The following is a 13,440-nucleotide window of genomic DNA, read 5'->3' as shown; positions in this document are numbered from 1 at the left end:
GCTCAGGGGCTCAAGGGCTTTAAAGTTTTAAAGGCTCCGAGGCTTCCTGTTTATTAGCAATTCCGCCTGCTTTGGCGGGTTTTCATATTTCTTTGCCAAGCCTTTATATTCCAATGAGCTTGGGCGGTTGTTTGCCTACCGGTTTTTCAGGCAGTCAATTTTGTTGCGTTTTTCGCAAGTTCGGTGATCGCTTTAAAATCACCGGCATCAATCAGTTTTTTCGGTGCAACCCATGAGCCGCCAATACAAACGACATTGGGCAATTTCAGCCAATCGGCGGCGTTATTTTGCGAAATACCGCCCGTCGGGCAAAATTTGACCTCGGCAAAAGGGGAAGCCAGCGATTTGACAAAATCAATGCCGCCGGCCGCCGTTGCCGGGAAAAATTTCAAACATTGGTAGCCTTCTTCGAGTGCACCCATCAATTCACTTGGCGTGATTGCTCCGGGAAGAAGCGGTACATCGCTATCCTCGGCAGCGTCGATGAGTTCGCCGGTCAGTCCGGGGCTGACAATAAATTTTGCCCCCGCACCTTCAGCCGATACATATTGGTCGCCGTTCAAAATCGTACCGGCTCCGACAATGGCATCAGGCACATCTTCCGAAACCGCATGGATGGCATCAAGCGCTGCGGGGGTGCGCAATGTGATTTCGATAGCTTTCAGCCCCCCTTCAACAAGGGCACGTGCAACCGGCACCGCATCTCCCAATCGTTCAATAACAAGAACCGGAATAACACTTTGTCCGAGCAGAATAGGTAAAAGACGTTCGGTCTTCTGAGACATTATCGTTCTCCAAAAAGCTTTTTTAATTCTTATAAGCGCAAGCCAAGCTTTAGAAAAGAGTGTTCGGACAAGTTTCCTATCGGCTTTGTCAAAAATACTTAGAGTTAAAGTGATACCGGAGTTTCACGCAATAACGGAAAAAATACGTGAATTCGGATGAACACGTAAAAAGCACGGATTGAAATGATTGATTTCCCGAAAAGCCGGATAGTTGCGAATATATCAGCTTTCTGCAAAAGGCTATTCATCCCGAAACGTCAAAATAAAATCACCTTCTTCCCAAAAAGGTTCGCAGAAATTGCTGACACCCGTTTTCTCTTCGAGCTTGTAATGGGGCGAGCGGGCGCTATCTAACTTTTTCAAAGAAGCGGGAGTTTCACAAAACGGAGACGACGATGATTGACCCTAAACAGATTTTTTCGGATTTGCTGAAGTTTGACAATACCGCTTCCCCTGATAATACAGCTTCCCCTGACAATACCGCTTCCAAAGACAGTGCAAACAAACCGGCTTCTTCCGCACCATCTTCGACCTTTTCGGTCGTCGATCTCTTGGGCGGACTATTTGGCGGAAATGAAAAGGGCAATATTCTTGAAGGTTTGATAAAAGGCGGCGGCTTGGCGGCGATTGCCAGTGTTGCCTTCAATGCATTGAAAAACTTCGAAAAACATGACTCGAATGCCAATTCCAAAATGGATATGACAGAAATCGGCCAAACCGGTGCCGACCATAACGGCGATTTTGCCCTGACATTGGTTCGGGCAATGATAACGGCTGCCAAAGCCGACGGCCATGTTGATGACAAGGAGCGCGAGCTGATACAAAACAAGATTGCAAGTTCCGGAATTGACCAGAAAACGGCTTCCTTTTTGATGGATGAATTGAACAAGCCGGTTGATCTCGACAATCTCGTCAGCAATGTGAATACAGACGAACAAAAAACCGAACTTTATGTGGCTTCCCGTATGACACTTGATCCGGATAAGCCGGATAATCGCCAATATCTTGATAATCTTATGGATAAACTCGGACTGCCAAAAGATCTTGAACAACATATCGAACAGGCAATTGTCAGCTTTTTACGATAATCCCATCCGGATGATCGTTTTGGAGTTGGCATAATCAAGCCATTTCAAAGCAAGCCACTGCAAAGAAGATAACGAACCACCCCGACAAAAGGAAAAACGCTTTGGCTTCTGTTCGGTAGTCGGGGCTTCCAACGCTATTGCGGGGGTTTTAAGTCGAGTCTTAAACTGCAATTGAACGGCTTTGACAAAGTTTCTCCGTTAAGCGAGCTTTGCAATAACGGGCTTTGGCAGTTGCGTTCCGTCCGGCGGTGGAAATGGTGGTAACCGGTAACAAGCCGGATGGTTTATTGTTTGGCTTGCTTTGATCGGGATGGTCCGGTTTTTGATCGTGATTCCGGTTCCAGTTAGCCCTTCACCAAGAGTTAAAAAAACTGTAACAGAAGGGAAACCGGATTTTTTGTTTTGCTTACAGTTTTTGTTCATAGGTTTTGAACCATTGAACCAGATAGTCGATAAACATGCGCACTTTTGCCGGTAAATAACGCTTTTGCGGATAAACCACATAAAGGCCGGCTCCGTCCGGTATAAAATCGTCGAGAACGGTTTTGATGAGACCATCACGCAACTCATCTTCGGCTATAAAGCGCGGAATTTTGGCAAAACCTATGCCGGCAATGGCAGCCCGCTTTATAATAACCGGACCGTTTACCGCCATGCGTCCGGAAACGGCAACCGAAAAGGTGCTGCCTTCTTTATCCTTGAATACCCAATGGTCGGAATTCAGGCTGTTCCGGTCGACAAGACAGGGAAGTGTTTTAAGATCACGCGGCAATTTTGGAACGTTTGTCGCCTTCAGGAGTTCGGGAGAGGCCACAATAACCGAATGGATGTCCATAAGTTTGCGTTGAATGAGGGAGGAATCCTGCATGTCGGTAATGCGGATAGCAAGATCGAAACCTTCATTGACCATATCGACAAACCGGTCATCAAGACTGATGTCGAGGTGGATGTCCTTATAAGTCGATAGAAAATCGATAAGAGATTGACCTATCGGCGCATCGGCGAAGGTGCGTGATGTACCGATTTTGATGCGCCCGTGAGTGGTTTTATTGGAGCGTGTAATTGTGTCATTGAGGTCGTCGAGTTCCTTGATGATCTCAAGAGCACGCAGATAATAAGCGTGACCCGCTTCTGTCAAAGATAATTGGCGGGTTGTCCGGTTTAAAAGGACAGCGCCCAATTCATCTTCAAGTTCATGAACATGTTTTGAAAGGAGAGCTTTTGATTTGTGGGTCTTGCGGGCAGCGGCAGAAAAACCGCCAGCTTCAACAACTTCGATAAAACCCCTTATTTTCGTTAACAATCCCAAGAGTTTCATCCCTTCGCGTGAAAAGCACCGGTTAAATGCCATTTTATTCAATAAACACGTTTTATATTTAAATAACAAAAATACCGAACTTATAAAACGGCTGTCGGTTTTCTATTCTGAAAAGTCCCAATTTTCTTTCAACACAGGGTGGGGCGGCTTCAAGAATAAACAATTGTGCATTATTGCCACGTGGCTAAATAAAATTGTCTGAAGGTTAAAAAAAATATTGAAAGGCGACACGGTTACGCTTATATGCGTTTTTGCCCAAAGTCGCACGTGCCTGTGGGTGTCCGCCGGTCCTCGAATGGTGAGAAAAACCGGTACGGTACCTGGACCTAACCGCTCCAGTCATTCTTACGGCCAACCGGAAGAATGGGGACATCTTGAAGCAACGACGGTGCGGGCCTTTCTGGTGTCTTTCGGCTGTCCAAAAGTCGAAATTACTGAAGAGGCACACCTCATTGCCTTCCGTGCGGATGCGGTTTTCGTTATTCCAATCAAAAGGCAGACAAAGCGGAGCAATGCGTTAGCGCGCTGTTCCATCGCCGCAAGTTTTATAGAGTTTTTTCCGGTACCTCCAATAACCGGTTGAAACGAATATAGACCTTGCACTTTGTCCATGGGCTGATCGTGGCTGATGTCACGAGAAGCAAGATGTAGGGAACCCGAAGGGTTTCCTAAGGAGAACCGAAATGGCAACTCAACGTATTCGTGATTTCCTCGCAACACGACGCCCTGAAGGCCCGTGCATGATTCTGGATCTTGATGTGGTGCGTGAAAACTATGAAGGCTTTGTCAAAGCACTTCCCCAATCACGCATTTTTTATGCAGTAAAAGCTAATCCGGCACCGGAAATTCTACGTTTGCTGGTGTCGCTTGGTTCGTCTTTCGATACAGCCACTGTCGCCGAAATCGAAATGGTTCTTGATGCCGGTGCAACACCGGATCGGATTTCTTTCGGTAACACCATCAAGAAAGAGCGCGATATTGCCCGCGCTTATGAATTGGGTGTTTCACTTTATGCAGTCGACTGTGTCGAGGAAGTTGAAAAAGTTGCCCGTGCTGCCCCCGGTGCGCGCGTTTTCTGCCGCGTTTTGACAGATGGTGAAGGTGCCGAATGGCCGCTTTCACGCAAATTCGGTTGTGTGCCGGAAATGGCTGTTACGGTTTTGCGTCGTGCCCATGAATTGGGGTTGCAAGCTTATGGCGTTTCTTTCCATGTCGGTTCACAGCAGACAAATCTGAAGGCTTGGGATCGTGCTTTGTCGGATGCGTCCAAAGTTTTCAGAACATTGGCCAAGGAAGGCATTATATTGAAACTCGTCAATATGGGCGGTGGTTTCCCGACACGCTATTTGAAAGATGTGCCTTCGGCACAAGCTTATGGCATGGCAATTTTTGATAGCCTTTCAAAACATTTCGGCAATCGTATTCCCGAAACGATCATCGAACCGGGACGCGGTATGGTTGGAAATGCCGGTGTTATCCGCTCTGAAGTTGTGCTGGTTTCCAAAAAATCGGAAAATGACAAATTGCGTTGGGTTTATCTGGATGTCGGCAAATTCAACGGCCTTGCCGAGACAATGGATGAAGCCATTCGCTATCCGATTGAAACAGCAAAGGATAGTGATGAAAAAGTGCCTTGTGTGCTTGCCGGACCAACCTGCGATTCAGCCGATGTGATGTATGAAAAAACACCTTATCCTTTGCCGATTTCACTTACCGTCGGTGATGAAATCCTTATTGAAGGAACCGGTGCTTATACAACGACCTATGCTTCTGTAGCTTTTAACGGTTTCGAGCCGATCCGCTCTTATGTTATCTGACCGGCAATGCCGCTGGATAAGAGAAGATCCGAATAAGCAACAATTGGCGCCCGTAGTTTTCTACGGGCGTTTTTCTTTGCGTTGAATTGTGCTTGTTCATAGTGGTAGAGGGTTCAAATAATGTTGTCAGTCAGGCCAAAATATCTTCCCCGCCACAAATATTTTTCTTCCCCTTCTTATCTTCCGCCAGCTTTTTTCATCGCGTGAATTCATTTGCAACGGGACTTTATAAGGTCGAATAAAGTCGAAGACATTGTTGTTCATCAGCGATTTTCACCGTTTGAGCCGCATTGTAAAAAATGCAACAGCACCTTTATCCGGAGGTGATTTAAATTTTATCGGGATTTGTTTTAAAAAAGCGGCAGGACGAACGGGATAAAAGCTGTTTTTTCAAAACTTACGAAAAATCGCATGTAAAGCTTCAAAATTCGCAACTTTTGAAGAAATAGGAATTCTTTTTTGCGCATACCGTTCGGGGAAAGCCGTGAGTTTCAACCGGAAACCCGAATAACTGTTTGTCCCGTGGTGCAAGCGGAAGGGAAAAGACAGTCAGGATCTGTTATTTCTTGCGGTTCATCTTTCCGGCAATTGCTGCGTTCACAATGGCAAGTGCTGCTTTTTTCGTCAGGCGGAAAAGTGGTTCATCAGACCCTTGATCTTCTACCGCGACACTTTCAATCAAAGCTTTGTCTTTTGCCTTGATTTTCTGGTCTTTTGTCAAGCCTGCCAATTTTGTCGGTATATTGGCAGATTTTCTCAAGGACAGAAGGTGGCGAACAAAGCCGTTAAAACCGCCCTTTATATTAAGGCGTTCGGCAAGCGTTGAAATTCTGGTTCCCACTGCCGATTGGTTATAGGCAATGACATAGGGCAAAAGCACACCTGCTGTCATGCCGAAATGGGTCTGATAACGGTTACCTATTGAACGCGCGAGAGCACTGGTAATGCCTGAACCCTTTTTTGCTGCAAGCGCACCGGTAAGCGAGGCCGACAACAGGGCAATTTGCGCTTCATTATTCGAGGGGTCGCTTACCGCTTTCGACAAATGATTAAAGATGAGACGGACTGTTTCGAGTGCGAGAGCATCCGAAACCGGATTGAAAGTGGGGATGCACCAGCTATCAATCGCATTCGTCAGTGCATTCATGGCGGCTCCTGCAATGAAGCTTGCCGGAGCAGTTCCTGTCAAAACCGGATCGGCAATGACACATGTCGGTGTCAAACGTTTGTCATAAAATCGAAAACTGTTATTGTTTGCGTTATCAATCAAATAGGCATTGTCACTGATTTCGGCGCCGCTTCCGGCAAGCGTCGGTACAGCAATGAGCGGAGGGAGCGGTGTGTAAGGGGAAGGGCTTCCGAGTGTTTTGACATTGGCACCTTGAGCACAAAACAAGCGGGTCATTTTGGCAAGATCCATTGTTGCGCCGCCGCCAAAGGCGAGGATAGCATTAAAACCGCCACTCAAATAAAGGCGAACGGTCAATTCCAATGTTTCACGCGTTGCTGTTCCATCCAGTGAAGAAAAAACGCCGAAAGGTAATTTCAGTTTGTCTATGCGTTTAAGCAGTTTTTTTAACGCTGGAGATTGGCTAAGGCCGCGATCGGTCAAAACCATTATTGCTGTGACGCCGTTTTTCTCGAAAACAGAGCCAAGTGCTGCAAGGCTTTTTGGCCCCAACAAAATATCGGTTGGAAATGTCCATTCGTTTGCAATCGTCATTATTTATATTTACGTGAGAAGAGTAAAAAAAGCAAAACCCATAATCGTTTTTTGTGTTTTTTCCTCAAAGTTTGGAGTGTTAATGCCCGCCAACGGCTCCACTCACGGTTTTCGGCTTTTTCACAGCAAAAACCAGAAGTGTGAGAATTGCGAATAAAAGGGTAAGTATGAAGAAAGCGTCGATAAAAGCCATTACTGTCGCCTGTTGGCGGACAATATTGTAAAGTTGCATCAACGCCGAATCTTTCGGGTTCAAGCCTGCCATATCAAGTTGGCTCGCCAAAGAGTTCAACAGGTTGACTGCCTGCCGGTTTCCCCATTGCACGCTTTCCGATAGTCGCTCATAGTGAAAATCTGTGCGCCGCATAATAATGGTATTGATGATTGCAAGCCCCACCGCTCCACCGAGATTACGGGTGAGGTTGAAAAGACCGGATGCGTTTTTAAGTTTTTCGGCGGAAAGTGTACCAAGTGCGATATTGTTGATCGGCACCATACACAAAATGAGCGAGCCGCCGCGCAAAATTTGCGGCCAGAACAATTCCCAGAAATCCCAGTCGGCTGTCATTCCGGTTACAAGCCATGTGCCCCAGCCAAAACCGGCAAATCCCAGCCCCATCATTAAACGCGGGTCAAGCTTGGTGGAAAGAAAACCGGCAAGGGGAGCGGAAAAAAACATCATCAAACCGGAAACGAACATCGTCTCGCCGATCATCAAGGCGTCATAACCGCGAATTTCTCCAAGATAGAGCGGATAAAGATAGGTAAGCCCGTAAAGCCCGATACCCATAACGAAAGAAAAGATCGAACCGAGCGCAAAATTCAGATTTACAAAGGCCTTGAGATCGACAATCGGATTTTTTGCTGTGAGTACACGCCAGAAAAACAGAATGGCAGAAACGCCCATAACAATTGTAAAACGGAAGATCATTTCGTCTTCCATCCAGTCATTACGGGGGCCTTCTTCAAGCACATATTCAAGGGAGCCGAGAAAGGTCGCCATGGTAATCAAACCGAACCAGTCGAAGGATTGGAAAAGCGAGCTGTCACCTTTATCAAAATCAATGAGTTTCCATGAGGCAATGGTTACAAGAATACCGAACGGCACATTGACAAGAAACAGCCAATGCCAGGAAAAAGCATGGCTCAAATAACCGCCGACCGTCGGGCCGATCGTGGGGGCAAGTGTTGCCACCAGTCCGATAATAGGTGAAACAATCGGCTGTTTTGAAGGCGGGAAAATGGTAAAGGCGGCGGCGAACACACTTGGAATCATGCCGCCACCGATAAAGCCCTGAAGCGCACGGTAGGCTATCATCTGTTCAATGGAGCCGGCCGTTGCACAAAGGGCGGATGCAATGGTGAAACCGGCTGCCGAAATTGTAAAAAGCACCCGCGTTGACAACAACCGGCCCAAAAATCCCGATAACGGAATCATAATGACTTCGGCAATGAGATAGGATGTTTGCACCCAGGCTATCTCATCCGAGCTTGCAGAAAGTCCTGCCTGTATTTCCGACAAGGAGGCAGAGACAATCTGGATGTCGAGAATAGCCATAAACATACCGAAAACCATAGCCACAAAGGCCACGATTTTTTTCGGTTCGATATGTTCTTCCATGTGGGGGAGGCTGGCAGCGGTCATCAAAACCTCACTTCATTGCCAAGGGTTTTGCACCTTCCGGTTTTGTGCGCATGTCGACGCTGACAACAACGCTCATGCCGGCGCGAATGCGCCCGGTTGCAAGAATATTTTCAGGTATCGAAATTCTGACCGGAACACGCTGGACAATTTTGGTAAAATTGCCGGTGGCATTTTGCGGTGGCAAAAGTGAAAAAACAGCACCCGATGCAGGCGACAATGAAACGACTGTGCCCTCAAAGCTTTCACCATCAAGCCCGTCGACAGAGATGCGCACTTTTTCACCACCATAGATCGAAGGAAGTTGGGTTTCCTTGTAATTGGCATCAATATAAAGGGCATTGACGGGAACGAGTGCAGCCAGACGTTGACCAACGACGACATAGTCGCCTTTTTTACCGGCAAGATTTCCCAAAACGCCGTCAAAAGGCGCGCGCAACACTGTAAAATCAAGGTCACGACGGGCTTTGTCGCGTGCCAGTTCAAGGCTTCTCGTTTCGCTTACCGCCTCGTCATGTTGCGCTTCAAGAACCGTGATATTGGCAGCCGCCGCAGCAATTTGCGCCTTGGCGCGCGTAACATTGGCAACGGCCTGATCGTAAGCCGACTGGGCATTATCAACAGCCGATTTTGCAACGAAACTCCCGACATTCAGTTCTTTTGCACGTTTTAATGTAATATCGGCGTTGACGGCCACTGCATTGGCAGCGTCCTTTTGCGCATTGGCTTCGTCGAGAGAGGTTTTTGAAGCGGCAATCTGAGCTTCAATACGTGCAAGTGTGCGATTTTGCGTTTGAAGTTTGGCTTCCGCCTCGTCATAGGCAATTTTATAATCGCCATCATCCAGACGGAATAACACGTCACCTTTTTTAACATAATGGTTGGTTTCAACCGGTATATCGTCGATATAACCGTTCACTTTCGGGGCTATAGAGGCAATGTCACCTTGAACATAAGCATCGTCGGTGGTGACAAGAAAACGCCATTCGGTAAGCCACCTGAACCCTAGCCACAAAACTGCAATAGCAACGATGAGTGCTATGATGATAGCAATTTTCTTGTGGGGGCGTTGTTTGGCCGGCATTGTCTTGAGCGTGGTGTTCGAGAATTCTGGCATGGTACAAACTTCCAGATCTGATGAAGGAATGCGGTGTTTATCCAAAACGGTCAATACCGTCAATAAAACGGATGAGCTATCAACGCTTAAGCCCGCTTGCGGTTGCAATTGGTGCACAAACCGCGGATTTCAATAGTGGTTGTTTCCGGTAAAAAGCCTTCTTTTTGTGTCATTTGTAGAATAGTTTCGGCAAGTGTCGGATCTTCTACCTCTGCAACGTGGCTGCATTTTTCACAAATGATAAAAACGGTAAGCCCATGTTTATGGCATTCAGGGTGCAAGCAGGCCATAAACGCATTGACACTTTCAAGCTTGTGAACCAATTTTTCGGAAACAAGTTTATGAAGCGCGCGATAGACCTGTAAAGGCGCGCGAAACCCCTTGTCGCGAAGCCGGTCAAGGATTGTATAGGCGCTCAAAGGTGTGTGTTCGTTTTCAAGAACGGCGAGCACAAGCATCTGGTTGCGCGTCAGCTTATTTGTCATGGGAAAATTCCTTGATGGCTGCGCTCGTCAACCGGCTTGCAATAAAAAGAATAAACAGTGCAACGACAACGCTGGGGCCGGAACGGCTGTCAAACCGGATCGAGGCGTAAAGCCCGAGAACCGTTCCCACAATACCGATCAGAGAGGCAAGAATGGCCATCTGTTCAGGGGTTGTTGAAAAGCGCCGGGCAGTGGCGGCAGGTATAATGAGAAGTGCAGTTATCAAAAGGATGCCGATAATATTGATGGCAACAGCAATGACAATGGCCATAAGCAGCATAAAGATGAAGCGGGCGCGTTCCGGCTTCATATTTTCGGCTTTTGCCATGTCGATATTGATTGTCAGTGCCAGAAGTGGACGCCATAAAATAAAAAGGACAACCAGAATGAAGGCACAGCCAATCCATACTGTCAGTAAATCGGTGCGTGAAACTGCCAGAATATCCCCGAACAGGTAACTGTTGATGTCGACATTCGTCCAGGTCATAAATCCGATCAGGATAAGCCCGATGGCGAGCGTTGCATGGGCAAGAATTCCCAAAAGCGAATCTCCCGACAATTTTTCTCTTGCCTGAAGAATAAAGAGTGCAATGGAAACAATGACAGCAACAAGGAAAACACCGAGCACCGTATCAATATTGAAAAGCAGGGCAAAAGCCACGCCAAGCAAAGCCGAATGGGCCATCGTGTCGCCAAAATAGGCAAGCTTTTGCCAGACGATAAAACAGCCGAGTGGCCCCGCCATCAATGCCACGCCGATACCGGCTAAAAACGCTCTTACAAGATAATCGTCAAGCATTGTCGTTGGCTCCGATATTTTTCGTTGGCTTTCCCGATGGAGCATTGATAACTGCACCATGAATGTTATGACGGTGGTTATGGTGATGCTCATAAAGCGCCAAACCATTATCCGGTATCGCACCGATAAGACGCCCGTAAGCCTCGCTTTGGGCAACCTCCGTTGGCGCCCCGCTGCAACAAATATGTCCATTCAGACAAATCACGCGATCGGTCGCTGCCATAACAATATGAAGATCATGCGAGATAAGAAGAATGCCGCAATCAAGCTTTGTGCGCAAACTTGCAATCAATCCATAAAGTTCGGTTTCTCCATTATAGTCAACCCCCTGTAGCGGTTCGTCGAGAACAAGAAGATCAGGCTTTCTTGCAATAGAGCGGGCAAGCAGAACCCGCTGCAATTCTCCTCCCGACAAATCGGCAACATTGGCATTTTCCAAATCGTCAACGCCGGTTTCCGATAAAACCGATTTTATGCCTTTCTTATCAAGTTTGGCCGTCAAGGTCAGGAAACGACGGACTGTCAAAGGCAGAGATGGGTCGATTACCAATCTTTGCGGCACATAGCCAATGCGCAAGCCTGCTTTTCTGGTTACAGTCCCCGCGGACGGCTTCAAAATTCCCAGTGCCATTTTTGCCGTTGTCGATTTTCCCGAACCGTTCGGACCGATCAATGTGACAATTTCTCCACGATAAATATCAAGATCAATGTCGTGGACAAGCCAGCGACCATTCCTTTCGATGCCTGCCTTGTTGAGCGATAGCAGCCATTCTTTATCCATTTTTCTATCCTTCGGTATCGGGGTTTTGCAGTCAGTCATCCAATTTCTGAATGATCGGCCGATCTTTTGATGAAAATTCAATTACACGCATAACCTTGACCCAGCCTGTTTCACACCAAAGTTTGATATGCAAAATCCTTGTACTTTTTTAATGGCTGACTTAATACAAAACCGTAATGTAATAAAGTAACATTCGGAGCTTGATAGTGTTTCGGTCTCTTTTTTATGCATTGTCGGCGTGTCTGTTTGCTGTCGTTTCAGGTGTAAATGCTCAAGCGTCTTCAGTGCCGCAAGTGGTGGTTTCCATAAAACCGCTTCATTCGCTTGTTGCTGCCGTGATGGGAAAATTGGGTACACCTGCTTTGATTGTGAAACAGTCAGGCTCCGAACATAGCTATGCGTTAAAACCGTCCGACGCAAAAATATTGTCTGAAGCCGATATTATTTTCATCGCCAACCCCGATATGGAACTTTTTCTTATCAAGCCCATCGAAAATTTTGGTTTGAAAGACCGGATGATTGCGCTCTCGCAAGCTCCCGGAGTTGAACTCCTTCCAATCAGGGAAGGCGGCTTGTTTGAACACCACGGTGATGACCATAATCATGGGAGTGACACGGCGCATGCCATGGATTTTCATTTCTGGCTTGATCCGGAAAATGCCCGAAAAGTTTTAGCCTATGTGGCCGATGTTTTGGCAAAGAAAGATCCCGATCATGCCGAAGTCTACCATCATAATGCAAACGCATATGATAAAGTGATTGCCGAAACAGAACAGAACATAAAACAATCTGTTGCACCGGTAAGCGACGAGAACTTTATCGTTTTTCATGATGCCTACCATTATTTTGAACATCGCTTCGGCCTTCATGCCATAGGGTCTGTCGCTCTTGATCCGGAACGTCAACCTGGTGCCCAACGGATAAGTGCAATCAAAACGACCATTTTGAAAGAAAAGGTTGTTTGTGTTTTCGCTGAACCCCAATATCCCAACAAGTTGGTCGATATCGTTATCGAAAATACTCCTGCTAAAGTCGGTATGCTCGATCCTCTCGGACAGTCCTTGCCAGAAGGCGCCGGACTTTATCCCGAATTGATTGCCAATCTTGCCGACAATCTGGTCAATTGCCTCACACGCAAATAAATTTTGACGATTAAAATTTTGGCTCTCGAATGGAACCTGATTGCCATATCTGCATTTTGAAAGGTGCAGAGGTTACAATCAATCTTTGCCAAGCGAACATATAAATCGAAAAACACAGAACCGATCCCGGTGGCATGTGTCAATATCCGGAATCCGGTTCCAGAGCCCATAATTGTGCTCCAGAATCGGAAAATGTCATTTCAAACAATGCTTCAAGAATCATAACCAATGCCGAAGTTGAAACCGCATGGGGGTGTTTTTCTGTGTGTCTCTTATAAGTGAGGAAAACAAACTTGTAAGAATCAGCAGGCGATACTCCGGCAAGTGCTCGGATATTGGCAGGAGATTCTCCGGTAAGTTCTCGCAACTTGAAAGATTCGCCCGCGATTCGTTAGCCAACCAAACCGATTCTGTAAAAACCGGCATATTTTTTCGATGAACGTCGTTTTTTCATCCTGAAATCCGCATTTTTTAAATTTCACGTTTCGTAAAATGCGGTTTTTTTGCTCCGACAGAGTCATGCAAAGCGAATTTTTTGCTAGAAGCCGGCTCCAAAAAGGCCTCTTTTAACGGTGTAATTGTTAGCCGGCACAAGTTTTGATTGAATCGATATAAAAAAATGAAAAAAGTGCATTTTTTTTCGATTTGGCTGTTGACACTTGGAGAAAGGAAGGTCTATATGAGCGCCACAACGAGGGCGGTACGCCGCTGGCGACAGTGAGTTGCGCTCTTGTAAAGAACGG

At 46.7% G+C, this 13,440-nt stretch carries 13 protein-coding genes; 4 read left to right on the top strand and 9 right to left on the bottom strand.

Annotated features, from left to right (window positions below; genetic code table 11):
* Window positions 1–146: 146 nt before the first annotated feature.
* Window positions 147–785 carry a 2-dehydro-3-deoxy-phosphogluconate aldolase gene (locus GQS64_RS11355; protein WP_198231682.1) on the bottom strand — a complete coding sequence of 213 codons (639 nt, stop codon included), beginning with the start codon at window positions 783–785 and terminating at the stop codon, window positions 147–149.
* A gap of 395 nt (window positions 786–1,180) precedes the next feature.
* On the opposite strand from GQS64_RS11355, the gene GQS64_RS11350 reads away from it, so the two are divergent.
* The gene (locus GQS64_RS11350; RefSeq protein WP_198231681.1) at window positions 1,181–1,873 is read left to right on the top strand and encodes a tellurite resistance TerB family protein; all 693 of its coding nucleotides are present in this window, start codon (window positions 1,181–1,183) and stop codon (window positions 1,871–1,873) included.
* A 406-nt stretch (window positions 1,874–2,279) separates the two neighbouring features.
* On the opposite strand, the gene GQS64_RS11345 is transcribed toward GQS64_RS11350, so the two are convergent.
* Window positions 2,280–3,182 (bottom strand): LysR family transcriptional regulator, encoded by a 903-nt coding sequence (locus GQS64_RS11345; protein WP_198231680.1) that lies wholly within the window; start codon window positions 3,180–3,182, stop codon window positions 2,280–2,282.
* Window positions 3,183–3,486: 304 nt separating this feature from the next.
* Between GQS64_RS11345 and GQS64_RS11340 the strand changes: the two genes are divergently transcribed.
* Window positions 3,487–3,774, top strand: a complete 288-nt coding sequence (locus tag GQS64_RS11340; protein WP_077993723.1) for a hypothetical protein — start codon at window positions 3,487–3,489, stop codon at window positions 3,772–3,774.
* 100 nt (window positions 3,775–3,874) lie between these two features.
* Window positions 3,875–5,008, top strand: coding sequence for a type III PLP-dependent enzyme (locus GQS64_RS11335; RefSeq protein WP_198231679.1), 1,134 nt, complete (start codon window positions 3,875–3,877; stop codon window positions 5,006–5,008).
* A gap of 559 nt (window positions 5,009–5,567) precedes the next feature.
* Here the strand turns inward: GQS64_RS11335 and GQS64_RS11330 are convergent.
* The 6 genes from GQS64_RS11330 to GQS64_RS11305 all read right to left on the bottom strand — a co-directional run bounded on the left by GQS64_RS11330 (window position 5,568) and on the right by GQS64_RS11305 (window position 11,555).
* Window positions 5,568–6,731: an iron-containing alcohol dehydrogenase gene (locus tag GQS64_RS11330; protein WP_198231678.1), complete on the bottom strand. Its 1,164-nt coding sequence runs from the start codon at window positions 6,729–6,731 to the stop codon at window positions 5,568–5,570.
* Between the two features lie 79 nt (window positions 6,732–6,810).
* Window positions 6,811–8,376: a DHA2 family efflux MFS transporter permease subunit gene (locus tag GQS64_RS11325; protein WP_077993715.1), complete on the bottom strand. Its 1,566-nt coding sequence runs from the start codon at window positions 8,374–8,376 to the stop codon at window positions 6,811–6,813.
* Window positions 8,377–8,383: 7 nt separating this feature from the next.
* Complete coding sequence (locus GQS64_RS11320; RefSeq protein ID WP_198231677.1) at window positions 8,384–9,490, bottom strand: HlyD family secretion protein; 1,107 nt, start codon at window positions 9,488–9,490, stop codon at window positions 8,384–8,386.
* An 86-nt stretch (window positions 9,491–9,576) separates the two neighbouring features.
* Complete coding sequence (locus GQS64_RS11315) at window positions 9,577–9,975, bottom strand: Fur family transcriptional regulator (protein ID WP_077993711.1); 399 nt, start codon at window positions 9,973–9,975, stop codon at window positions 9,577–9,579.
* Window positions 9,965–10,774 (bottom strand): iron chelate uptake ABC transporter family permease subunit, encoded by an 810-nt coding sequence (locus tag GQS64_RS11310; RefSeq protein ID WP_198231676.1) that lies wholly within the window; start codon window positions 10,772–10,774, stop codon window positions 9,965–9,967. The genes GQS64_RS11315 and GQS64_RS11310 overlap by 11 nt, the downstream gene beginning before the upstream one ends.
* The gene (locus GQS64_RS11305; protein WP_198231675.1) at window positions 10,767–11,555 is read right to left on the bottom strand and encodes a metal ABC transporter ATP-binding protein; all 789 of its coding nucleotides are present in this window, start codon (window positions 11,553–11,555) and stop codon (window positions 10,767–10,769) included. Before GQS64_RS11305 ends, GQS64_RS11310 begins: the two co-directional genes overlap by 8 nt.
* A 206-nt stretch (window positions 11,556–11,761) precedes the next feature.
* On the opposite strand from GQS64_RS11305, the gene GQS64_RS11300 reads away from it, so the two are divergent.
* Entirely contained in the window at window positions 11,762–12,697 is a 936-nt protein-coding gene (locus tag GQS64_RS11300) for a zinc ABC transporter substrate-binding protein (RefSeq protein ID WP_198231674.1), read from the top strand.
* Window positions 12,698–12,836: 139 nt separating this feature from the next.
* Here GQS64_RS11300 and GQS64_RS11295 read toward each other — a convergent pair whose 3' ends face one another.
* Window positions 12,837–13,064 carry a hypothetical protein gene (locus tag GQS64_RS11295; RefSeq protein ID WP_198231673.1) on the bottom strand — a complete coding sequence of 76 codons (228 nt, stop codon included), beginning with the start codon at window positions 13,062–13,064 and terminating at the stop codon, window positions 12,837–12,839.
* Between the last annotated feature and the right edge of the window lie 376 nt (window positions 13,065–13,440).

Origin of the sequence: Bartonella sp. P0282 (assembly GCF_048452985.1) — a bacterium.
In the GTDB taxonomy this organism is placed as follows: Bacteria; Pseudomonadota; Alphaproteobacteria; order Rhizobiales; family Rhizobiaceae; genus Bartonella; species Bartonella choladocola.
The sequence above is the reverse complement of the archived record's forward strand: the minus strand, read 5'-3'. Positions and strand labels throughout refer to the sequence as shown.